The sequence below is a fragment of the Gelidibacter sp. genome (assembly GCF_053579655.1).
The window spans coordinates 117279-140073 of sequence record NZ_JBMDWE010000001.1 but is presented as its reverse complement, the minus strand read 5'-3'; the positions used below and the strand labels follow the sequence as shown (position 1 = coordinate 140073).

The window sequence follows — 22795 nt, the reverse complement described above, 5'->3', positions numbered from 1 at the left end:
TCACGGAATAAATTTAAATATAATCGCAAAATAAACCATTGACTTTCTTAAAATCAAGACTTTATTTCCTTAACTTTAGTACACAATCACAGAGATATTCCTATATGCCGCTACTTCCTAAAGGATGAAACAGTGGGTCTATTTTATAATCATATAAAATTTTTCACTTATGGCAAAATTCAATCTTCTATGCCTGCTGATTTTCTTTACTCTAACAATATCAGGACAAAATCGAGATAGTGGCATCCGTCAAAAAGAAATCGGTCCAAAAATTAAAGCTTATCTGGATAAAAATTAAGGTCAAAATTTAAAGACCCGATTTTATGAGGAAAAGAACGGCGATTTGAAGACCATTGAAGCTGATTTTGAGTTCGAAAACCGAAAATATACCTTGAGTTTTTCAGATCAAGGGGATTTTTTAAAAGAAGAAGTTGACTTGAAATTCGATGGTTTACCGGACAGTGTTCAGGTAAATATCAATAACTATTTATCTGGCAAATATCCACGCTTTAAAATTGTTAATTCCCAAGAGGTCAATCCCAATACAGAAGGTAGCGTTTATAAAATTGAAGTTCGGCATTCGGGGGACTACTATGAAGTCTATTTTGATAGAAATGGAAATTTCACAAAGTATGACGAGTTAATATTTCAGCCCATCAATACTCAATTTTAACCGATGAAAAGGTTATTATTTATAGGGGCTCTTTTGCTCATGTCAAATCAGTTTCAAGCACAGAATCTCAGTTTTGAAGGTGTTTTTCCAGTCTGGAGTCAAACAGGAAGAATTAGTGATAAATTTAATTACAATTTCTTCATAGCGACAACCATTGAGCCCTTTTCCGTCAAAGAAGCCGGTGTTGAATATCCTGCAACCGACTTGAATTTGTACATTCAGCCAAGTGTTATTTATGTCTTGGATGCCAATTGGAACTTTGCGGCCAGTTATACCTATCAGAGGAATAATCCATTTAATCGTAACTTTTTTAACGAGCATCGACTTTGGCAACAAGTGGTATTGTCTCTTCCACTTGGCAAAGGCCGACTGACACAAAGGCTTAGGTTGGAGGAGCGATTTATAGAAAATAAAGCAACCAAAACCTATCCTTTTTCCACCAGGACAAGATATCAGCTCGGGTATAATATGCCTTTGCAAGGAAAGACATTAGATGAAAAGGAATTTTATTTAAATGCTTATAATGAGTTTTATTTTAATTTGACTGGCGCAAAACATACAACTTATAGCGATAATTGGACTTATTTGGGTGTTGGCTATAATATGGGTAAAATGGGAAAACTTGAATTGGGCTATCTGCTTCAAGTTTCGGTAAGAAATGACCAAAAAGATTTACGTTATTTTTATATTGCACAACTTATGTGGGTTACCAATTTTGAATTCTTCAAAAAATCGGCCGACTAAAGACTGGATTGAACTATTGTTAATTCCAAAGATTGGCTGATTTCTTAAATCTTCAGAATGCCAAGTTAAAAAACTTCCTCGTTATAATCAGGAGCTTTTGAAATTAGAAAATTTCCAAAATTATATATTTGTCTTAGGGGATTAATTAATTCAAAAGTTACATTTTCAGCTTAAACCGATTTACAGGAACCTATGAGCCAAGCTTTGCATCATTTTTTTGAAAATAAAACATCGCCAGAAAAATCAGGCCTTTTGACTCTCTTGAAACTGCAATAATTTCCAGTTTAAATAATGGGCTAGGGCCAGCATAATTCCACCTATAACGGTATTGAATATCTCCCATAACTCCGTTAAGTTAAGTCGGCCTAACGCAAAAAATAAAAATCCTAAAATAGCATATACTAAAGGCTTTGCTCTACGATGAACTTTTTTATAGCTAGGCCAAAGAGAAGTCACCAAAAACACAAAACCCAAACTTATAAACGACCATTCAATATAAGGGTTTCCGAAAAAATGCAAATTACTCAAGGATGAAAATGACAATATTAATGGTACTGCAGCACAATGTATGGCACAAATAAGTGAACTTGAAAGTGCTATGATATCTATAGTGTTGCTTTTAATTTTCATGTGTTTGTTATAATTTTACTAGTAATTTCACTCTTGTCGTGTTCCGAATTTCTTGAAACAGACATTCAAATGCAAGTAGGTCGCATTAGATTGTGTTGCAAACATAAGCCATATTTCGTATATTGCAACACAATCGCAATAATTTATTGCGAACTAATCGCATTAGGCAATGAAAAGAAGAAATACACCCACCAAAGAAGCCGTTTTAGATGTTTTAATTAAGGCAGGTAAAGGCATGAGCCAGGATGCGATTGAGGACCAAATCGATATTGATATCAATAGAGCCACCATCTACAGGGTCTTAAATCGTTTTTGTGACGATGGCATTTTGCATCGAGTTGTTGCTGAAGATGGCAAACAGTATTTTGCTTTATGGGAAAAACATGATGAGGCCGTCTTGTCAGAACAACACTTTCATTTTAAATGTGTTAAATGTGATACCATCGAATGCTTGCCAGTAGAAGTTAATTTTTCAATTCCTAAGGAATACCTTGTTGAAAATGTAAATTGTGTTTTAACCGGAACTTGTAAAGACTGTTAAACCCCATTCTCAATCTGGCCATCAGAAGCGCTCCAAAACATAAAATGGCCACCAAATAGAAATAGCTTATTTCAATTGGACCGCTATACTTACAAATACTTCTTGTAAAGATTATTCAGCACCCTTAAATCATAATCTGTTAGTGTTGAATCGACTTCCGTTTGAATAAAATGAAGTTTAAACGCTTTGATAGCCGCCGGCAAATCGCTGACATTATAACCAATAATCTTAAGAGCAACCCTTGGACTTACATCTAATAAGGGCGCTAATTCTGGGATTTCTGTTTTGGTAACCACACTAGAGTCGTTAATTGCTATGTTGATTTCCTGAGGAATTATGATGTCCAACAGCGTGATGTCCTCTAAAAATGGAACATCGACTACAGGAATTTCGTCATACCATAATCCGTAGCCTTCCTTCGCTAATGCTTTCCAAGGAAAAGTCCTGTTGGGATCATTCTTTCTGGTGGGCGCAATATCAGAATGGCCGATAAAGTTGGCTGCTGGAATTTTATATTTTTCTTTCAAATCTTTTAATAAGTTCATTAAACTCTGGATCTGAAGTGGCGAAAATTCGTCAAAACCATTATTGTCCAGTTCTATGCCAATAGAGGAGGAGTTTAAGTCTGTATTGGAGCCCCATTGGCTATTTCCGCCATGCCAAGCACGGTAGAGATCATTGAGCATATGGTATATTTCGCCATTCTTTCCAATAACATAATGCGCACTGACCTGAGTTCTTTCTAAAGTAAAGGTTTTAAGGGTTTGCCCCACCGAATCTTGCGCCGTATGGTGAATAACTACAATATTGGGTCTTCTCAAATTAAAATTAGTAGTGCCGACCCAGTTTTCAGCATAATTTAAAGTACTTGCCGTGCCTGGATGAGGAGGTGGGATATGTTTTAATTCTTTAGAAAGTACTTTGGTCTGTTTTTTATAAACTTTATTAGTGGGCGCATAGGGGTTACTCGCACATGACAAGATTAGGCAGGTTGCAGCAATTATGGTAATTAGTGTATGTATTTTTTTCATTGATGGGATATTTTAAAATTTAGCAAACAAAAATTAGTATCGCTTATAATTAGAGTTATGGAAAACGGCTAAACCAAATTTAAGCCAGCGTCCTTGTAATTTTTAAGCATAGGATCGTCAAGTTCATAATCGGTCACCACGGTGTCAATTTCATTAAAACTACAAACATCATAATTGAGGATGGAGTCCAGTTTATTAAAGGTTGCTAAATACACCACGCGTTCTGAGGCGTTGATCATCGCCTTTTTAATGAGTGAGACTTCGTAACCCTCGTCAGTGATGCCTTGTTTGATACTCAGCGCACTAACGCCTATAAAAGCAATATCGACCCTTAAATTTGATAAGTATTGAATCACATCAATGCCTGTGGTAACCATCGAGCTTCGGTGAATTTTGCCCCCAATAAATATGGTTTCAATTAAGGGATGCTCGGTTAACTGCATCGCAATTGGCAAACTGTAGGTGTATATGGTAGCTTTCAGCGTATTAGGCAATAATTTGGCAAGCATTAAATTGGTCGTTCCGCCACTCATGATGATGACCATGCTGTCTTCAATTAAGGTGATGGCTTTTAGGGCGATGCGCACTTTGTTCTCTCGATTGTAAATGACATCTTCATTATAGTGATAGAGTTTTTGGATGGTTGAAATGGCACCGCCATGGACTTTAGTCAATAAAGCCTGTTCATCCAATTCCTTTATATCTCTTCTTATGGTGTCTTCTGAAACCTTTAATTTTTCAGACAAAAAACTTGAACTGACTTTTCGGTTAATGCTTACTTCATCAACTATTTTTTTCTGACGCTCTTTTTTTTTCATATCAATTTTCTTTTCCCAATTAAGCCAATATCTTTATGCGAATGTTTTTTAAATATAAGCAAAACTTTGCGTGTTTTACTGCTCAATCCCGCACAATGAGCTAAAATATTATATATTTGACGATAACTGTTCGAAAATCGCGATAAATAATAATAATATTATGGATACTTCTAAAAGATTAATTTCACTGGACGTTTTAAGAGGCATGACCATTGCATTGATGATCCTTGTCAATACTCCAGGAAGTTGGAGTTTTATTTACCCACCATTGAAACATGCCGCTTGGCACGGCTGCACACCTACCGATTTAGTATTTCCCTTTTTTCTTTTTATAGTGGGCATGTCGGTTTATTTTTCGTTTAAAAAATACGGCACCAGCTTATCAAAAGTAGCCGCTTCCAAAATAATGAAGAGAACCCTCATCATATTTTTAATAGGCCTCTTACTGAATTTATATCCTTATTTTAATTTTGAAAAGGTCCGGATCATGGGGGTTTTACAGCGTATTGCTTTGGCTTACGGCGTTGGCGCCCTGCTTTGCCTAGCTTTAAAAAGACAAAAATTATTAATCATTCTGGCCGTTATTTTATTGGGCTATTGGGCGCTCTTGTATTTTGGAGCAGCCTCAGAGCCCTATAGTTTGGAGGAGAACGTGGTCAGACGTTTTGATTTCTTCCTTCTGGGAGAGAACCATATTTACAAGGGATTTGGAATTCCCTTTGATCCAGAAGGCTTGCTGTCTTCTATTCCTGCCATTGGTACCGTGATTATTGGTTACCTTATTGGTCAGGTAATTGACATCGAGAAATCGATTGCCTTAAAAATGAAAAAGTTATTGATTTATGGGGTTGCCATGGTGGCATTGGGTGGTGTTTGGGCATTGGTATTTCCACTCAACAAACCTTTATGGACCAGTTCTTACGTTTTATATACTGCAGGATTGGGAACACTATTTTTAACGCTTTTAATTTTTATTATTGACTATAAAAAGTATAGCACTTGGTCAAAACCATTTGTTCATTTTGGCTCTAATCCGTTATTTATTTTTGTGTTTTCAGGACTCTATGCAAAGACCATCAGCTACCTGATCAAAATACCGGTCGAGGGAAGTTCGAGTCCGATTTCTTTTTATAATTACTTATTCACTAAAGTGTTTGCACCTACATTCGGTAACATGAATGGCTCTTTACTGTTTGCCATAAGTCATATTATTGTGTTTTGGTTCATATGCTATATCCTGTACAGAAAGAAAATCTTCATCAAAATATAGCTTCTTATACCTGTTTTTTAAGGTTAAACCCGCATTGTTCGAGTTAATTCCAACAAACGTGCAGCATTTCGCAAAATAAGTGCGTGTTTGTGTAATATTTTATTACTTTTATCCTCATTAACCAACGGAATTGGCGCCGGAAGTGAATTTCATAGGAGTGCATGTGTTTTAGATGTGTCCACCTTCAGCGTTTAATCCCATCCAAAAAACAAACTAACCCTTAAATCCGAAATTATGGATTTAAGAAAATATAACCAACAATACCCATGAGCGCAACCTTAATTCTAATCATCATAGCCCTATATTTTGGGGTTTTACTGCTGATTTCACACTTCGTTTCAAAAAACTCCAGTGACGAATCCTATTATACAGGAGATCGAAAATCACCTTGGCAAATTGTTGCTTTTGGGATGATAGGTGCCGTGCTTTCTGGGGTTACGTTCGTGTCCATCCCTGGAATGGTGGGGAATAACTATTTTTACTATTTACAGTTCGTTTTTGGCAACATCGTAGGCTATGTTTTTATCACCTATGTTTTGGTTCCAATTTATTACGATTTAAGACTCGTATCTATTTACACCTATTTAGAAACCCGATTTGGCATTAAAACTTACAAAACTGGTTCTCTGTTCTTTTTGATTTCACAATCCTTTGGAGCAGCGTTAAGATTGATGCTGGCCGCAAAAATTTTGCAGTATGCCGTTTTTGATGCGTTTCAAATTCCTTTTTTCGTAACGGTCATTCTTATGCTGGCGCTCATTTGGTTATACACCCATAAATCTGGGATAAAAACCATTGTGTGGACCGATACCTTACAGACCTTCTTTTTATTGTCGGCGGTATTAGTGACCATTTATGTGGTCAAGAATTCCTTGAATTTGACTTTTGCCGAAACGGTCAGCTCGGTTACCAGTCACGAGTATTTTAAAATCTTTGACTGGGATGTGCATTCGGGAAACAACTTCTTTAAGCAATTTATTTCAGGGATCTTAATTGCAGTGGCTATGGTTGGTCTCGATCAAAATATGATGCAAAAAACACTGACCTGCAAAAACAAGAAAGAAGCCCAAAAAAACATCCTTACGTTTAGCATATTTTTGGCGGTTGCCCAATTTTTGTTTTTAGGCTTAGGGGTCATGTTGTATATGTATGCTGAAAAATTTGGTGTCCAATTGGGTATGGAAAACGGGAAACTCATTAATACCGATAATTTGTTTCCTATGCTATCCTTAAACCATTTTGGGGTTATTGCCGGCGTCAGTTTTATCTTAGGAATCACGGCAGCTTCATTTTCGAGTGCAGATTCGGCGATAACAGCGCTAACAACCTCCTTTACCCATGATTTTTTAAACATCCAAAATAAGAGTTTAGAGAAAAGATTACAGTTAAAAAATCGCACCCTGTTTGGGTTTTCAGCATTCATTTTTATAATCATTATGCTGTTTTCACATAGTAAGGGCGATGTCATTTCAACCATATTCAAAGTGGCTGGATATACTTATGGACCCCTATTGGGATTGTATATTTTAGGTATTTTTACCAAAGTAAAAGTCTATGACAGCGCTGTTCCGTATATATGTGTGTTGATGCCGATAGTGACCTACTTTTTAAACTACTCTTTTATTGAATGGTTTGATTTTGACTTCGGCTTCATGAATATATTTGTCAATGCCTTGCTTACTGTCATATGTTTGTTGGTAGTAAGAAAGAGGAGTAAGGAAATCGTATAATTAAAGTAAAAGCATCTAAAACTAGATAACATATGTCGTATTATGGAAAATAAACTCACCACTGAACAAGCCTCAGCTTATAATGATTTAGAAAAAATGGACACGTTTGAGCTGCTCTCAAATATGAACAAAGAAGACAAAACAGTGCCCCTCATCCTTGAAGAAGCTATTCCATCGATTACGAAATTGGTAGATGCCATCTACGACAAAATGAAAGAGGGTGGACGGCTGTTTTATATCGGTGCTGGAACAAGTGGTCGTTTGGGGATTTTGGATGCCTCAGAATGTCCGCCAACCTATGGTGTCCCAGATACTTTGGTCATTGGTCTGATTGCAGGTGGCGATGTGGCCTTGAGGAAAGCTGTGGAAAATGCCGAGGACAACACGGAACTGGCTTGGAAAGACTTACAGAAATACCATATTAATAAAAATGATGTCCTTATCGGGATCGCTGCTTCGGGCACTACGCCCTATGTTATTGGCGGCGTGAAGGAAGCCCGGAAACTTGGGATTATTACCGGCTGTATTACCTGTAATAAAAATTCGCCATTAGCCTTGGAAGTGGATTATCCTGTGGAATTAGTCGTAGGACCAGAGTTTGTTACCGGAAGCACCCGCATGAAAGCGGGCACCGCACAAAAACTTGCCTTAAATATGATTTCCACCACCGTCATGATCAAATTGGGAAGGGTAAGAGGTAATAAAATGGTGGACATGCAACTTTCCAATAAAAAGCTCGTTACGAGAGCAGTTCAAATGATCATGAACGAACTCAATGTGGAGGAAGAATTGGCCGAAAAGTTATTATCTGAACACAAAAGCATCCGAAAGGCTATTGATTCCTATAATTCAAAGCAATAAGGTAGAAGTAAAGAATTAAGACCGCTTCGCTTATAGAATCAAGAACAAAGACTTAGATCGTTATTCTCTGAAAGTGAGCGAGCTAAAAGTTGAATAAGAAAAAAACAGACGTTCAAAAGAATAGTTTTAAGAATACAAAAAAATGAAGAAAATTATTACTCAGAAGGCCACCATAGCTTATCAAAACGACGTACTATAAAATTAAATCCATGTTAATTGGATTACAATAAATTTAAATTAATAATGAAAAACATTTTTATTACCGCCATTATTGCCAGTCTTATATTGGCCTCTTGCGCTAAAATCCCCACCAAACATTCTGACACTATCGACCCACAAACCAAATGGGCGGATAGCATCTATAATAACATGACACTCGAGGAAAAAGTTGGCCAATTATTTATGGTTGCTACCTATTCCAACCGAAACAGTGCACATACCGATTCCATTCAAAAGCTTATCACTGATAACCATATTGGAGGCCTAATATTTTTTCAAGGTGGACCCGTGCGCCAAGCAAACCTGACCAATCATTACCAATCCATTTCAAAAGTTCCTTTATTTATTGGGATTGATGGCGAATGGGGTCTAAGCATGCGTTTGGACAGCACCTCCAGATATCCTTATAATATGACGCTTGGTGCGATTAAGGACAATGCTATCGTTCAGCAAATCGGAAGGCAGATCGGGAAAGATTGCAATCGCATGGGAATTCATATCAATTTTGCGCCTGTAGTCGATATCAACACCAACTCCATAAATCCTGTGATTGGCGTCCGCTCTTTTGGCGAAGATAAATTCAACGTCACTGAAAAAGCAATAGCATTTACAGAAGGCATGCAGAGCACGGGAGTGTTGGCCTGTGCCAAGCATTTTCCAGGACATGGCGATACGAGTACAGATTCGCACAAAACACTGCCAACGGTTTCTTTTTCGGAATCGCGTATTGATTCCGTTGAACTTTATCCTTATAAAAAACTTTTTCGAAAGGGGATTGCCGGCGTCATGGTTGCCCATTTAAACGTGCCTAGTTTGGAAAGCCAGGAAGGTTTACCATCTTCATTATCCTATCCTATAGTTACAGAATTGCTAAAAGAAAAGTTAGGCTTTAGAGGCTTGATTTTTACAGATGCCTTAAATATGAAAGGTGTCGCAGATTATGGTCAACCTGGCGATATCGATTTGGCCGCTTTTATGGCGGGGAATGACGTCCTTCTTTTTACAGAAGACGCACCCAAGGCCATTTCAAAAATCATGGAAGCTTACCAACAAAACGAGATTACAGAAGCGCGTTTAGCGCATTCCGTAAAGAAAATCCTTGCAGCCAAGTTTGATGCTGGTTTGAATGCTTTTAAGCCTATTGAAACAAAGGGGCTTTTCGAGGATTTGAATGAACCTATCAATGCTAAATTATACAATGAGGCGATTGCAAGTGCTGTGACCGTTATTCAGAATTTGGACGATCAATTGCCGTTAGATAAAAATGTAAAGGAAAATATCGCGTTTATCAAACTAGGCAATGGTTCAGCAGATGCTTTTGTAAAAGCATTAAAGTCGAGAGTTAGGATTTCTGACATCTCTAATCTTTCAAATGAAAAGCTGCTAGAAGAAATTAAAAAATACGACCGCATTATTATCGGATACCACCGCCAAAATAGTCGATTAACGAATGCTATTTCAGAAGCCGATAAAAAGCTGATTGAAACCATTTCAAAAAATAATAAAACCATTCTTACCGTATTTGCAAGTCAGTATAGTTTGAAGGAAACGAATTTGGAAGCGGTGAAAAGTATCGTTGTTGCTTATGAAAATTCGGAAGTTGCCAATGATATTTCGGCTAAAATAATATTTGGTGAAGTTGGAGCAGATGGTACTTTGCCAGCCTCAATATCCCAAGCTTATCCAGTGCATACGGGAATCAATATCCAGGAATAATTCATTATAAATAGAAGGTTAATATAAAACGCCTTGCTATAAATGTTTTGGCCACTAATTCGTGAATTAGTGGCCTTTTGCATTCTCAGGGGGTACTGGTCATTTCACGAAGCAGACTATAGGTCCTGATATAGGCTAGCTTCTTTAAAGAAAATATAAAACTGATGAAGTCCATCGATAATATCCACCAACGCTATCGGTGTTGTTTAAACTCATCAAGAATTTGCGAAGATCTGCGCTAACTGCGGGAAACTTTTTTAATGGATTTTAAAATGCTAAAAACTCTTACGCAAAGTTGCCCTAAGTAGGCACAAAGTTCCACAAAAGCAGACCTTACTGAGGGAAGTGCATTTTGGGCACGATCGGGACACTCTTATTGGACACGAACTCGACACGGACTAGACACGGGGGAGAGGCGCGTAAAAATTCTAGGTGTTTTGCGTATCCACAGCAATGGGGTGACTGCTTTTTAATAGCCGTAGCATGTTTTTTTTCTAAATTATTTAAAAAACAAGACTATCATCGATATGCATCGCATACTAATTCCATTTTTTTTTTATTTAACCTTCTGCGGATTTGTTAAATTAGCTGTTCAATTTATGAACTAAAAGATCTATCTCATGCAAAAGTTAAAATTCCTTTCGTTGCTACTTCTCGTTTTTCTATGGAGTAGTTGTCAGACAGAACCCAAAAAGAAAAACAATTCGGATGAATTTGGAGCAAAAGAAGAAGCAACCTATAGAAAAGCGCTAAGCACGTTGGCTTCGGATGAATTAATGGGACGAAAACCATTTACAGAAGGAGAAGATAGGACTTTGAATTATTTGAAAGGAGCTTTTGAATCTCTAGGATTGGAGCCTGGAAACGGCAATAGTTTTTTTCAGGACGTTCCCATGGTAGAAATAAAAAACAGTTTTAAGGACGATAAGGTAATTATTACGAAAGGTAAGGCTAAAATTGAACTGGATTATTTAACAGATATCGTCGGGGGAACACGCCGAGTGGTTGAAGACCAAAAAATAGAGGGTGTCGAAATGGTATTTGTAGGTTTTGGAATTGATGCTCCCGAATACCATTGGAATGATTATGAAGGCATCGATGTCAAGGGTAAAATAGTGGTGGTCATGATTAACGACCCTGGATTTTATAATTCCGATTTGTTTAGAGGAAAGGATGTTACCTATTATGGCCGATGGACTTATAAATTTGAGGAAGCAGCCCGAAAAGGAGCAGAAGGCGTGTTGATCATTCACGATACTAAACCTGCGGCCTACGACTGGAGCGTCGTGCGGTCGAGTTGGTCTAAATCTAAACTCTTTTTGCAAACCGAAAATGACAACATGAATTTTTGTGCTTTAGAAGGTTGGGTCTCAGGGCCAGCCGCTGATAAACTCTTTAATTTGGCAGGAATAAAGGATTCTAAAGAATTATTTGAAAAAGCGAAACAACCTGGTTTTAAACCAGTTTCTCTTGGAGCCACACTTAATCTGACCTTAAAAAATGAAATTAAAAAATCAGTATCCCGAAATGTATTGGCAAAAATAACCGGAAACGAACGTGCCGATGAATTCCTCATTTTTTCAGCACATTGGGATCATTTTGGAGTCGGGGAAAAAATAGATGGCGACAGCATTTACAATGGCGCTGCCGATAATGCAACCGGAGTGGCTGCGCTGCTGGCCTTGGCAGAAAAGTTTAAGGAAAGCCCTAAGCTTGAGCGATCGTTATTGTTTTTTTCGCCTACAGGTGAAGAAGCCGGTTTATTGGGCTCTGAATACTATGCCACACATCCGATTTATCCCTTAAATAAAACAGTGGTCGATATCAATTTTGATGTATTACAACCCTTTGGATTGATGAAGGATATTTTCATCATTGGAAAAGGCCAATCTGAAGTGGATGCTTATCTCGAAAAGGAAGCTGAAAAAGAAGGGCGTATTGTTAGGGCAGTGGATGATCCTAGTGATGGGTGGTATTATCGATCAGATCACTTTAATTTTGCAAAAGTTGGAGTTCCCACACTTTACGTGGCTAATGGTATGAATTCCTTTGAACACGGTGAAGAATGGGGCATTCGGCAAAAGGAAGAATATACCCGTTTACGTTACCACAAACCGCAGGATAACTATGATGCTTCTTGGGATGTATCGGGAACTATGGCGGATCTTAAATTGATATATCGCGTGGGTCAAAATCTTGGCAATTCGTCCGATTTCCCAAAATGGAATGATGGTGTGATGTATAAAAGAATCCGTGAAAAACAGTAATGATCAGAAGATTCTGCTAAAGGTTTTTTGAATACTTTGTCAATAAAACTATGGCTTTAAAATGACTAGCTCCGGGTTTTTGGCCCAGAGCTAGCTTACTAAAAAATATAAAAAGGGGAATTGAAATTAATATCGGATTACCAACCTGGATTCTGTTTTAATACCACGCCTTCAGCTTCGTATAAGCTGATGTCGTTAGTAGGGATAGCAGTTAGGTAATTTTTTGGCGAAACAAATTGTCTTACCACGCCAGAAGCATAAGGAATAACGTAGCCGTCAGCAGTTACTTTTGTTTTAGAGGCTGTTCCTATCAATTCAGGAATTCTGGCACCTAATACAACATCTGGATTACTAGTGGTATCTAAATAATCACCTTTTTTCCAACGTAAGATATCTGCTTTACGCATAGACGTCCAGCTCATGAACTCGATTCTGCGCTCACGACGGATTTCCCAAATGATAGGACTTACAATGCCAGTTATTTGCTCTAAAGCAGAAACTCTTTGTGGGTCTTCAATTTGTACACCATTAGCCAATACATTGGTTCCATCGGTTGTTAAGGTTGCAATGCCAGCACGTGCGCGAACTTTGTTGAGTGACGCATCTAAATCGGCATTAGAAATTGATCCTAATTCAGCCGCCGCTTCAGCATAGTTCAAATATACTTCACTCAAGGTGAAAATAGGCGCATCAATATGATTCTGTCCAATAGTGGTCACTTCAGGTCCAGACAATGCCGGGTTATTATACAATTTAAAAACATAGCCTGTGATGGATGTCAATCCATTCCAAGGTTTGTCAGAATAAGCATAATCCTGGGTACCGAATGCCTTTCCAAAACGAGGGTCTCTGTTGGCAAAGGTATTGGCGATATTGTCATCTCCTAAATATTCGGCGTTTCCACCTACTTGTTTAATTGGTAAGCCATTTTTAGTCACATAACTTTCTGCAGCAAATTTTGTCAATCCGCTTTGAATGGTTGATGTATTGGTGTAGGCTTGGATGGAGTTTGCTAAAGTACCTTGGATGTATCTTTTCGCTAAAATCACTTCAGGATTGTCCAACAATTCTACAGAGTTATAAAGCGATTGCCAATCGGGCTTTAAAGAATAAGCTGAATTATCCATCACTGCCAAAGCTGCTGCTTTTGCTTTTTGAAGATATTCATTCCCATTTTGACCCGTGTTATATTTACGGTTAGTACCTTCATATAGGCACACTCTACTTAATAAAGCGTACGCTGTGTATTTATTTACAGTAGTATTCTTGTCGTCAATATTTAAAAGTAAGGTTGTGGCTTCTTCTAAATCCTTAATCACATTATCAATGACTTCAGCTCTGCTCAAAGCAGGTTTGTAAACATTTGGATCGCCTTGGGTTAAATACATATCGGTATAAGGAACATCTCCAAACTCTTGTGCCAAACGGAAGTAGGTGAAGGCTCTAAAGAATTTTGCAACACCCAAGTAGTGTTTTTTCTTGGCATCATCCATTGGAACCGTTGGAACGCGCTCTAACATTAGGTTACTACGACGGATCAAGGTGTAATAGCTGTTCCAATTGGCATTGGTTGCGTTGGCCGTGGTCGCAAAGTTAGTGAAGACGTTCATCGCTAAGTTATCATCTAAATTAGATGAATTATGAAAATAGAAATCGGCTGTTGTGCCTGCATTATTTCCATAACCTAAAAACGTATCATAGTTTAACCAAGAGAATGTTCTGACGTTATTTTCAGAAGTCCAAAAGTTATCATCCGTGAAGATATCTTGAGGAGGCGTATCTAAATAATCCGAGCAGTTAAAAGTTAGCGTTGCCATTGAGAGCGCAAGTACAGCTAACTTTAACTTAGATTTTATTATTAATTTTCTCATTTTTTTAAATTTTTAAATTAGTTTTTAAAATGCAATTTGAACCCCAAGAGACCATGTTTTCGCATAAGGGAAGGTTCTACCCCAAGCGGATTCAGCTTCGTTAATTTCAGGATCTACCGGTAATTTACTGCTTTTAAAAGTCACTAAATTCAAACCAGAGATATAAGGTCTAATTTTATCGATACCCATTTTTTGAGTAATGGTTTGTGGAATTGTATAGCCCACAGTTAAGCTTTTTAATCTCAGGTAAGACATATTCAGTAAATATCTCGATTGCGCCACGAAGTTATTCGATCCTGGTGCATAGGCGCCAAAAGCGTTACCCGCATGATTAGGATATGGATTAGGATAATACGCATCGGTATTATCTGGTGTCCAGTAATCATTCATGTGTTCGTACATAGCATCTGTTCTGTTGTAAAATGGCAATACCAAGTCGGAAGTAGCCCAGTATTGACGCTCTCCAACACCTTGGAAGAACGCATCCACATCAAATCCATAAAAAGTACCTCCAAAACGCATCCCGTATTGGTATCTTGGTGTTGTATTACCAATAACGCTCAAGTCACCTGAATCGTCTGCGGTTCCTTTTCCTCTTGAGATGATGCCGTCGCCATCTAAATCTTTGTACATCACATCTCCCGCACCATATTTAAAAGCTCCTGTACGTATATTCTTATAATCTACGCCATTGACAACTAATCCAGAGGCATCCACAACATCAGAAGCTTGTATCAATCTGTCTGAAGTTAATCCCCAAATTTCGCCAATTTTTTGGCCAGTATAATATGAGCCTAATAATTTTGACGAGTTATTCCATTCGGTAACTTCCGTGGTATAATCAGAAAGGGTAAGATCAGCATATACACTCACATCATTAGTGATGTTTTTGTTGAAATTAATACCTAGTTCCCAACCTCTGGTTCTTAAATTTCCTGAGTTTGTGTTGGCCGCTGTCTGTCCAAAAGAACCTGGAAGGGTTTTTCCTGGAGACAACATGCCTTCGGTATCACGCTGATAGTAGTCAAAGGTCATTCCTAACATATTGAAAACTCTAAGATCGACACCAATATCTTTGGTGGTTACTTTTTCCCAAGTCAAATATGGATCCACGTTGTTTGGTAAACCTACAGAAGGAGGAATGGTCATACCGCTACCCAACCACCATGGATTAGAGCGTGACATGATCGGTAAAAAGGCATTGTTGGCAATGTTTTGATTCCCGATGGAACCAATGGAAGCGCGCACTTTTAAATCATTTAACCACTCGCGAGTGCTTTCCATGAATTTTTCATTTGAAATTCTATATCCCGCAGAAGCTGAAGGGAAGAATCCCCATTGCTCATTGGTTGGAAATTTTGAAGACCCGTCATAACGTGCATTTAACTCCAATAAATAGATCCCGTTGTAATCATAATTCACACGCGCAAAAACCCCAGCGATCGCATATTGAGATAAACCTGGATTAAGCGTTTCATTGGAGACTAATGGGGATGTAAACTGATCACCAATCGCTAAGTTGAATTCTGGTTTGTTTTTATCTAAAAGTGTATTTCTACGGGCATAGGTTCTTTCAAAGGATTGCCATTCGGTATTTAAACCTCCTAAAACCTGAAAGTTGTGGATATCATTAAGTGTTTTAGAATAATTACCGTAAATGTTAGCAACGTTTCTTACATACGAAGATTTAGCCTGGGCTACAAAATCATTGCCCGTTTCCATCATGGTTGGTTTTCCAGAAACTAAATCTCCAGCACCTGTCCACCAATCCCATAATGGCACTTTGCCGCCATTTTGCTTGTCGCTCATGAAATTGTTATTGACACTATATTCACCAATGATGTTAAAATCGCTGGTTACCTGCGCCGTTAATTTTGCACTTAAGCGATTGTTGTTTTCAATTCTTTTATTCATGGAGGCATTATGCATATAGCCCGGTGCATGGCGGAACTCAACGCCATTATAGGTACCGTAAGGGAAATAAGAACCCCAACGCATGTAGTATCCAAAATAACCATTTCCAGCAGTATCTAATCCGCTGTTATAGTAGTTAAAAGGCGCTTGGTATTCTTGGAAAGAAGATAAAACCTTGAAGTCTGCTGAAAGCCAATCGGTCAATTGGGTACTCATCCCCATGTTCAGGTTGATTCTTTCATTCTTTTCAGTATTAATTTTCATAACACCGTCTTGGTTAGAAATGCCTAGTGAAACGATGAACGAGCTTTTTTCTCCCAAAGAGCCTTGTGCCGCTAAATTATGAAAGGTTTGTGCAGCATTCTTCTTTAGCATCTCTGCGTGCGGATCCCAAATTCTATAAAAATATTGTTTCCCTCCAATAACCTCGAAATCTTCTCCTAAGATCATATTGCGATCATTGCTGTTTCTTGAGGATGCATATTGTTGTTTCCAATTGATGATTCCTGGAAGCAAGGTCTTGTAGTTCATTCCAAAAGATTCTGGATTGGCGTTTCCTGCACGCGCCTGTGCCTCAATCATGGCTGGAAGTTCAACAGTAGGGTCATTAAACTCCACTAATGAAATAGGATTGCTCCAGCCATAACTGGTGCTATAGGTGAATTTGACTTTTCCTTTGCCGCCTTTACCATCTTTAGTGGTTATTAAGATGACACCAAAAGCAGCTCGCGCTCCATAGATGGATGCTGATGCCGCATCTTTAAGAACGGAAATGGAAGCCACATCTTCAGGATTAATCATTGACATGTCTGATGGCATACCGTCCACCAATACTAATGGAGAGCCCGAAACGGTACCATTGATGATAGTTCCTGCACCTCGAATATTAATATTTGACGTTTTACCAATGTTTCCAGAATTAAATGAAACGTTTAAACCTGGTGTGGTGCCTTGCAATCCTTTGCTGATATCGGTAATCGGTTTACTTCCAAGAGCGCGATCCACGTCAACTTTAGCAACCGCACCTGTAAGATTGATCTTCTTTTGCGAAGAAAACCCTACAATAACGACTTCATCCAATAGGGAAGAGCTCTCAGCAAGAGCGATGTCCAGGTTTTGTTGGCCTTCATATTTTACGTCTTGAGTCTCAAACCCAATATAACTGAAACTCAACGTTTCGCCCGAGCTTACAGCAATGCTATAATTACCGTCAAAATCGGTCGTACTACCTTTAGTAGTACCTTTAATCAGTACGTTGACTCCTGGGATGGGAGCGCCGTCTGCTTTATTTTTTACGCTTCCGGTCAAGATTTTGGACTGCCCAAAAGTTGCCTGAATCATAAAAAACAATAATGGAATAAGGAGAAATTTCTTCATACTTCTTTAGTCTTTATTTGGTTAATTAACATGTATTAACCAAATATATTTAAATATTGCGTATAAATGCGTTTTTAGACTTTTTATTTAAAATAACAATACGAATAACGCAAACTCTTGCATTATTTCTCAGGATTTGGTTTTTGGATTCAATATTTCGATATATTTGTAGCTTATCTTAAATTATCAGACCATGCTTAAAGCCGAAAGACAAAATTATATCATGGACAAGCTTCTTCAAGAGCAAAAAGTAGTCACTACTACTTTGGCCTTAGATCTTGACTTATCGGAAGATACCGTACGAAGGGATTTAAATGAGCTCGACCGTAAAAAGTTGCTCAAGAAGGTTTATGGAGGCGCCATATTAATTCCGGAGAAATCGGCTGATATTTTTAATATTCATATCAATGCCGAGGAGCAAAAGAAAATAATTGCGACCAAGGCGTTGTCATTGTTGCATGATGGTCAGGTTATTATCATGAGCGGCGGAACGACCAATCTGGTTTTTGCAAAATTAATTCCTGAAAGTCTAAAGGCCACCATATATACCTACAGCTTAACCATAGCCATGCAATTATCGCAACACCCCAATATCGATTTAATATTGATTGGGGGACGCATGCAAAAAAACGCCATGGTAACGACCGGTATTGATGTCATTCAGGTATTGTCCAAGGTTAAAGCCGATATCTGTTTTATCGGTGCCAGTAGCATCAATATAAAACAGGGCCTCACAGAAGTTGGCTATGAAGTTTCCATCGTAAAAAAGGCGATGATAAAAGCTTCTGACAGAGTGGTTTCAATGTTTTCATCGGATAAGTTGAACACTAAAATGCCACATAGTGTGTGTGAGCTTCATCAATTGGATACCATCGTAACCAATTTAGATCCTCAAGATTCGCGATTGGATGAGTATCGAAAATCGGGTGTGAACATATTATAATACATTCTTTTATTCAACCAGTCTGCGTTTTTTTGCATTCTTTAGGGTTTGATTTTTAAAATAACGCAAAATAATGTTTTTTAATATTATGGATATGTGAATCCTGAATAGATACTGTAATTACATTACTTGTTAGGTTCATATCTATTCGATAACTTAATGAAACACAATTCAAGAAAGTCGGAAGATTAATAAAACTTCTGATGTCTGATCAATTTTAAGAATTTATCCATGATGAAAAAAATAGGATTTAGTTTCGTGTTTGCTTTTTTGATCCTATCACTGGTGGGCTGCAGATCCTTGAAACATTCAACAAGCGTTTTCGATGCCAAGCTCAACGAAATCTACATCGATTCGATGATGAACAATGCTCTTGAAAAAGGCTTTTTTCCTGGCGCTCAAATTATCGTGGGCAGTAAGGATTCTATTTATATCTCGAAAAATTATGGATATCACGATTACTCAAAAGAACAACAAGTAATACCTGAGGATGTTTACGATTTGGCTTCGATGTCCAAGGTTTTGGGAGCGACCCTTGTGGCTATGCGTTTGGTGGGAGAAGATCAAATAGATTTAAATGATAAGTTAGGCGTTGCGGTTGCTTTTTATAAACATACGCCCATTGCCGATATAACGCTTTTTGAATTATTAACACATACCTCAGGCCTCAAACCTTTCATTACCTTTTATCAAGGTTTACTTTCAACTCCGGATGGATCACCGCTTTTAAATAATGCGAAATCTGAGGATTATCCCGAGTTGTTCGGCGATATGTATGTCCATAAAAATATCATTTATGATCCCCAATATCTTTCCATTGAACCCAAGGACCATTATGTTCAGGTTTATAAAAAGATGTGGTTAAATCCCGAATTTTATAAAACGGTTTCTGGTCAAATAGCTTTGGCGCGTACACATCCTCGAGGCAGCTATTTATACAGCGACTTGAATTTGATTTTGGTACAACAAATGATGGAAGCCAAAACAGGAAAGACCTTGGATGCCTTGGCGCAGGAAAACTTTAAGGACTTGGGCCTTTCAAATATTGGCTACAATCCTTTGAAATGGACGACTGAAGAGCATGTGATCCCGACCGAGATCGATAATTTTTTCAGAAAAGATACCTTACACGGTTATGTGCATGATGAAGCAGCGGCTATTTTAGGTGGTGTTTCTGGAAATGCAGGCTTATTTGCTAATGCCGAATCCATCGCCGTTATTTGTCAGATGTTACTCAATAAAGGAGAATATCGGGGAAAACAAATTCTAAAGCGAAAAGTGGTTAAAAAGTTCACTAAATCGCCACTAGCCAAAAAAGGAATTTATCGTGGCCTCGGTTTTGACAAACGACAGCCCGATGCGTTTTATAAAAAACATGATTTTGGACATACGGGCTATACGGGAACCTTTTTCTTTATGAATCCTGATACAAACAGATTTTTAATTATTCTTTCCAATCGTGTGCATCCAACGCGAACTAACAGACTGATGTATGAGGATGATTTTGGTCCGAAAATTTGGAGACAAATAAATCGTTGAGACTATTAGAGTTGCCTCAAGAAACCATCTGACATTTGAAAACAGAGATTGTACAATGCTTAATATTTAGTATTGAGATTCCTTATGGATGCTCCTAAATATCGTGTTGAATTATTAGCCCTCTTTATACCAACGTACCTGAAAATTTATACCGCTATCCACAAACGCAACATTAAAACTCATCTCTTTTTCTATTTCTAGTTATTATGCCATTAATACTATTAAATTTGCTACTATTCATTTTAATTGAAAAAACACATATATGATTGGTATCGTCGGTGGCGTAGGTCCCTATGCAGGAACAGATTTACTTAATAAAATTTTTAACAATACCCAAGCAAATACGGATCAGGAACATTTGGATGCCATTTTGATATCCATGTCTTCCACAATTGATGATCGTACCGAATATTTAATTGGGAATACAGAAGATAATCCAGCTCATGCTATCGTAAAAGTGCTTTTAAAGCTGGAAAAGGCAGGTGCAACTATTGCAGGAATTCCTTGCAATACGGCGCATTCAGACCAAATATTCGAGGTTATTCAAAGTGAACTAAAAAAAGCCAACAGCACTATTGAACTGTTACATATGATTAATGAAACGGTAGCGTTTATTGCTGACCATTATCCTAAGGTCACTAAAATAGGCGTGTTGTCCACTACGGGAACTTATAAAAGTAAATTATATGCCTCTGCATTACAATCAAAAGGCTACGAAGTGATTGTGCCGTCATTGGAAATGCAAGAAAATAGTATTCATCCCGCTATTTACCATAAAACCTATGGCATTAAAACCACGTCCAATCCGATACATCCACAGGCGAGGGAAAATTTAATGCAAGGCATGGCCTTTCTTAAAGAGGAGGGGGCAGAAATCGCCATTTTGGGCTGTACAGAAATCCCTCTGGCCATTACAGAGTCAAATATTAATGGGGTCATCACTATCGATCCTACCAATATTTTGGCGAGAGCCTTAATTTATAAAAGTAATCCTGATAAACTGAAACCACTTTAAATCGTTATTTATGTCAAAAAAAATAATCAGCTTCTTAATTATATTGAATGTTACATTTAGCATCCACGCTCAAGAACGTGCTAGAGCAAGAGATTTAGGAATTGCACCAGGTATTCTTACGCCTGGGCATTTTAATGCCATTACCGACGTCAAAGGTGTTGCGGTGGGTCAAAAGACGCTAATTATAGGTGATTCCATTCGCACGGGAGTGACCGTGATTATGCCACATCAAGGCAATGTATTTCAAGAGAAAGTTCCTGCAGCCGTTTTTGTTGGCAACGGATTTGGAAAAGCTATCGGTACCACGCAAATCGTAGAACTTGGAAATCTGGAATCGCCCATTGCATTGACCAATACACTTAATGCGTTTTTGGTAGCAAATGCTTTGATAGATTACACGTTATCCATTCCTGAGAATGCTGGACTTCGCTCTGTAAACCCGGTGGTTGGCGAAACCAACGATGGATGGTTCAATGACATTAGAGGCCGTCACGTAACCACTTCTCATGTTCAAGAGGCCATAAAATCGGCCACCATGGGGAAAGTTGAAGAAGGAAACGTGGGCGCAGGAACCGGAACAAGAGCGTTAGGATTTAAAGGCGGCATCGGAACCTCCTCTCGGGTGCTCCCAAAGGACAAAGGCGGCTATACCGTTGGGGTCCTGGTTCAAACTAATTTTGGAGGCATTCTGACCATAAATGGCGCTCCTGTAGGAAAAGAATTGAATAACTTTTACATGGCGGAAGATGTGCCTTATGTGGTGGATGGGTCGTGTATGATCATCATTGCTACGGATGCCCCATTATCGGCACGCAATTTAGAGCGCTTAGCAAAACGATCCTTTTTAGCTTTTGGAAAGGTGGGCTCTTTTTCGTCCAACGGCAGTGGCGATTATAGCATTGCCTTTAGCACGCATCCAGACTTGCGAATTCCTCACGACTCTAAAGAAATGGAAAGAAAAATCATAGATGTTCCGAATGATGAAATGTCTCCCTTATTTCTTGCCGTACTTGAGGCTAGTGAAGAAGCTATTTATAATTCACTTTTTATGGCCACTGACATGACAGGTCAAAAAGGACGAACGATGAAAGCATTGCCTATTGCCGAAACCCTCAAAATCATGGATAAGTATAATGCGCGTGAAAAACCAAAGAATAAGAAAAAATAACTAGGAGCGCAGCGAAAGCTGTTTTCAGCAATTTTTTAATGGATGGATTGGCCGAGCGTTTTTGATGAAATCGCTCGGCCAATTCTTTTTCGCCATTTTGTTGAGTTTTTTAGTTGGGTTGCATTTGCGAAATTGGTTTCTAACATCCAAATCTTATAGCTTCTTTTCAGTATTGTAAAATATAGAAAAGAATTTTTATTTTATATTCATTCCAAATTATCTTTTTTAATTAAGCGCTAACCCTTTCTCAAAGGGTTAAAATCACACTCCTTTTTTAATAAATATTTCTGATTGAACAGGTTGATTAGAGTCTCTTGGTTTAACAGGAAAATAACTACTAACTGAATATGTGACGCTCTTCAAGTCGGCAAGCCTCTATTTTCAGAATTGACCTTTTAAACTGAATTCTGGTATATGTAAGCTTGTTTTCTGAATGAATTCAGGCCTTAATAAGTGATTTTATTCTAT

General features: G+C 38.1%; 18 protein-coding genes. 13 read left to right on the top strand and 5 right to left on the bottom strand.

Annotated features, from left to right (window positions below):
- Positions 1 to 169: 169 nt before the first annotated feature.
- The 3 genes from ACOH2D_RS00585 to ACOH2D_RS00575 are packed head-to-tail and all read left to right on the top strand — an operon-like array spanning position 170 to position 1417.
- Positions 170 to 298, top strand: a complete 129-nt coding sequence (locus ACOH2D_RS00585; RefSeq protein WP_449534081.1) for a hypothetical protein — start codon at positions 170 to 172, stop codon at positions 296 to 298.
- Between the two features lie 45 nt (positions 299 to 343).
- On the top strand, positions 344 to 673 hold the full coding sequence (locus ACOH2D_RS00580; protein ID WP_449534080.1) for a hypothetical protein: 330 nt from the start codon (positions 344 to 346) through the stop codon (positions 671 to 673).
- 3 nt (positions 674 to 676) lie between these two features.
- Positions 677 to 1417 (top strand): DUF2490 domain-containing protein, encoded by a 741-nt coding sequence (locus ACOH2D_RS00575; protein WP_348034954.1) that lies wholly within the window; start codon positions 677 to 679, stop codon positions 1415 to 1417.
- 243 nt (positions 1418 to 1660) lie between these two features.
- On the opposite strand, the gene ACOH2D_RS00570 is transcribed toward ACOH2D_RS00575, so the two are convergent.
- Positions 1661 to 2047, bottom strand: coding sequence for a MerC domain-containing protein (locus ACOH2D_RS00570; protein ID WP_449534079.1), 387 nt, complete (start codon positions 2045 to 2047; stop codon positions 1661 to 1663).
- 169 nt (positions 2048 to 2216) lie between these two features.
- Here ACOH2D_RS00570 and ACOH2D_RS00565 point away from each other — a divergent pair, with 169 nt between their 5' ends.
- Entirely contained in the window at positions 2217 to 2588 is a 372-nt protein-coding gene (locus ACOH2D_RS00565; protein WP_348034952.1) for a Fur family transcriptional regulator, read from the top strand.
- Between the two features lie 89 nt (positions 2589 to 2677).
- Here ACOH2D_RS00565 and ACOH2D_RS00560 read toward each other — a convergent pair whose 3' ends face one another.
- Positions 2678 to 3619, bottom strand: a complete 942-nt coding sequence (locus ACOH2D_RS00560; protein ID WP_449534078.1) for an N-acetylmuramoyl-L-alanine amidase — start codon at positions 3617 to 3619, stop codon at positions 2678 to 2680.
- Positions 3620 to 3687: 68 nt separating this feature from the next.
- On the bottom strand, positions 3688 to 4437 hold the full coding sequence (locus tag ACOH2D_RS00555; RefSeq protein WP_449534077.1) for a DeoR/GlpR family DNA-binding transcription regulator: 750 nt from the start codon (positions 4435 to 4437) through the stop codon (positions 3688 to 3690).
- A 160-nt stretch (positions 4438 to 4597) separates the two neighbouring features.
- Between ACOH2D_RS00555 and ACOH2D_RS00550 the strand changes: the two genes are divergently transcribed.
- The 5 genes from ACOH2D_RS00550 to ACOH2D_RS00530 all read left to right on the top strand — a co-directional run bounded on the left by ACOH2D_RS00550 (position 4598) and on the right by ACOH2D_RS00530 (position 12500).
- Positions 4598 to 5707, top strand: coding sequence for an acyltransferase family protein (locus tag ACOH2D_RS00550; RefSeq protein ID WP_449534076.1), 1110 nt, complete (start codon positions 4598 to 4600; stop codon positions 5705 to 5707).
- 266 nt (positions 5708 to 5973) lie between these two features.
- Entirely contained in the window at positions 5974 to 7437 is a 1464-nt protein-coding gene (locus tag ACOH2D_RS00545) for a sodium:solute symporter (protein ID WP_348034949.1), read from the top strand.
- A 42-nt stretch (positions 7438 to 7479) separates the two neighbouring features.
- Positions 7480 to 8298, top strand: coding sequence for an N-acetylmuramic acid 6-phosphate etherase (gene murQ, locus ACOH2D_RS00540; RefSeq protein ID WP_449534075.1), 819 nt, complete (start codon positions 7480 to 7482; stop codon positions 8296 to 8298).
- 243 nt (positions 8299 to 8541) lie between these two features.
- Positions 8542 to 10233 (top strand): glycoside hydrolase family 3 protein, encoded by a 1692-nt coding sequence (locus ACOH2D_RS00535; RefSeq protein WP_348034947.1) that lies wholly within the window; start codon positions 8542 to 8544, stop codon positions 10231 to 10233.
- 620 nt (positions 10234 to 10853) lie between these two features.
- The gene (locus tag ACOH2D_RS00530) at positions 10854 to 12500 is read left to right on the top strand and encodes a M28 family peptidase (protein ID WP_348034946.1); all 1647 of its coding nucleotides are present in this window, start codon (positions 10854 to 10856) and stop codon (positions 12498 to 12500) included.
- A gap of 137 nt (positions 12501 to 12637) precedes the next feature.
- Here the strand turns inward: ACOH2D_RS00530 and ACOH2D_RS00525 are convergent, their stop codons facing one another.
- Both ACOH2D_RS00525 and ACOH2D_RS00520 read right to left on the bottom strand, forming a co-directional pair.
- Positions 12638 to 14371 carry a RagB/SusD family nutrient uptake outer membrane protein gene (locus ACOH2D_RS00525; protein WP_348034945.1) on the bottom strand — a complete coding sequence of 578 codons (1734 nt, stop codon included), beginning with the start codon at positions 14369 to 14371 and terminating at the stop codon, positions 12638 to 12640.
- A 24-nt stretch (positions 14372 to 14395) separates the two neighbouring features.
- Positions 14396 to 17662 (bottom strand): SusC/RagA family TonB-linked outer membrane protein, encoded by a 3267-nt coding sequence (locus ACOH2D_RS00520; RefSeq protein WP_449534074.1) that lies wholly within the window; start codon positions 17660 to 17662, stop codon positions 14396 to 14398.
- A 193-nt stretch (positions 17663 to 17855) separates the two neighbouring features.
- On the opposite strand from ACOH2D_RS00520, the gene ACOH2D_RS00515 reads away from it, so the two are divergent.
- From ACOH2D_RS00515 to ACOH2D_RS00500, 4 genes are all read left to right on the top strand, one after another.
- Positions 17856 to 18605, top strand: coding sequence for a DeoR/GlpR family DNA-binding transcription regulator (locus ACOH2D_RS00515; protein WP_449534073.1), 750 nt, complete (start codon positions 17856 to 17858; stop codon positions 18603 to 18605).
- A 231-nt stretch (positions 18606 to 18836) separates the two neighbouring features.
- Positions 18837 to 20144 carry a serine hydrolase domain-containing protein gene (locus tag ACOH2D_RS00510; RefSeq protein ID WP_348038537.1) on the top strand — a complete coding sequence of 436 codons (1308 nt, stop codon included), beginning with the start codon at positions 18837 to 18839 and terminating at the stop codon, positions 20142 to 20144.
- A 262-nt stretch (positions 20145 to 20406) separates the two neighbouring features.
- Positions 20407 to 21159: an aspartate/glutamate racemase family protein gene (locus tag ACOH2D_RS00505; RefSeq protein WP_348038535.1), complete on the top strand. Its 753-nt coding sequence runs from the start codon at positions 20407 to 20409 to the stop codon at positions 21157 to 21159.
- Between the two features lie 10 nt (positions 21160 to 21169).
- On the top strand, positions 21170 to 22327 hold the full coding sequence (locus ACOH2D_RS00500) for a DmpA family aminopeptidase (RefSeq protein WP_348038533.1): 1158 nt from the start codon (positions 21170 to 21172) through the stop codon (positions 22325 to 22327).
- Positions 22328 to 22795: the final 468 nt, after the last annotated feature.

Coding starts and splice junctions, on each gene's coding strand:
- ACOH2D_RS00585 (WP_449534081.1), top strand. CDS start 170: ATGGCAAAATTCAATCTTCTATGCCTGCTGATTTTCTTTACTCTAACA.
- ACOH2D_RS00575 (WP_348034954.1), top strand. CDS start 677: ATGAAAAGGTTATTATTTATAGGGGCTCTTTTGCTCATGTCAAATCAG.
- ACOH2D_RS00570 (WP_449534079.1), bottom strand. CDS start 2,047: ATGAAAATTAAAAGCAACACTATAGATATCATAGCACTTTCAAGTTCA.
- ACOH2D_RS00565 (WP_348034952.1), top strand. CDS start 2,217: ATGAAAAGAAGAAATACACCCACCAAAGAAGCCGTTTTAGATGTTTTA.
- ACOH2D_RS00560 (WP_449534078.1), bottom strand. CDS start 3,619: ATGAAAAAAATACATACACTAATTACCATAATTGCTGCAACCTGCCTA.
- ACOH2D_RS00555 (WP_449534077.1), bottom strand. CDS start 4,437: ATGAAAAAAAAAGAGCGTCAGAAAAAAATAGTTGATGAAGTAAGCATT.
- ACOH2D_RS00550 (WP_449534076.1), top strand. CDS start 4,598: ATGGATACTTCTAAAAGATTAATTTCACTGGACGTTTTAAGAGGCATG.
- ACOH2D_RS00545 (WP_348034949.1), top strand. CDS start 5,974: ATGAGCGCAACCTTAATTCTAATCATCATAGCCCTATATTTTGGGGTT.
- murQ (WP_449534075.1), top strand. CDS start 7,480: ATGGAAAATAAACTCACCACTGAACAAGCCTCAGCTTATAATGATTTA.
- ACOH2D_RS00535 (WP_348034947.1), top strand. CDS start 8,542: ATGAAAAACATTTTTATTACCGCCATTATTGCCAGTCTTATATTGGCC.
- ACOH2D_RS00530 (WP_348034946.1), top strand. CDS start 10,854: ATGCAAAAGTTAAAATTCCTTTCGTTGCTACTTCTCGTTTTTCTATGG.
- ACOH2D_RS00525 (WP_348034945.1), bottom strand. CDS start 14,371: ATGAGAAAATTAATAATAAAATCTAAGTTAAAGTTAGCTGTACTTGCG.
- ACOH2D_RS00520 (WP_449534074.1), bottom strand. CDS start 17,662: ATGAAGAAATTTCTCCTTATTCCATTATTGTTTTTTATGATTCAGGCA.
- ACOH2D_RS00515 (WP_449534073.1), top strand. CDS start 17,856: ATGCTTAAAGCCGAAAGACAAAATTATATCATGGACAAGCTTCTTCAA.
- ACOH2D_RS00510 (WP_348038537.1), top strand. CDS start 18,837: ATGATGAAAAAAATAGGATTTAGTTTCGTGTTTGCTTTTTTGATCCTA.
- ACOH2D_RS00505 (WP_348038535.1), top strand. CDS start 20,407: ATGATTGGTATCGTCGGTGGCGTAGGTCCCTATGCAGGAACAGATTTA.
- ACOH2D_RS00500 (WP_348038533.1), top strand. CDS start 21,170: ATGTCAAAAAAAATAATCAGCTTCTTAATTATATTGAATGTTACATTT.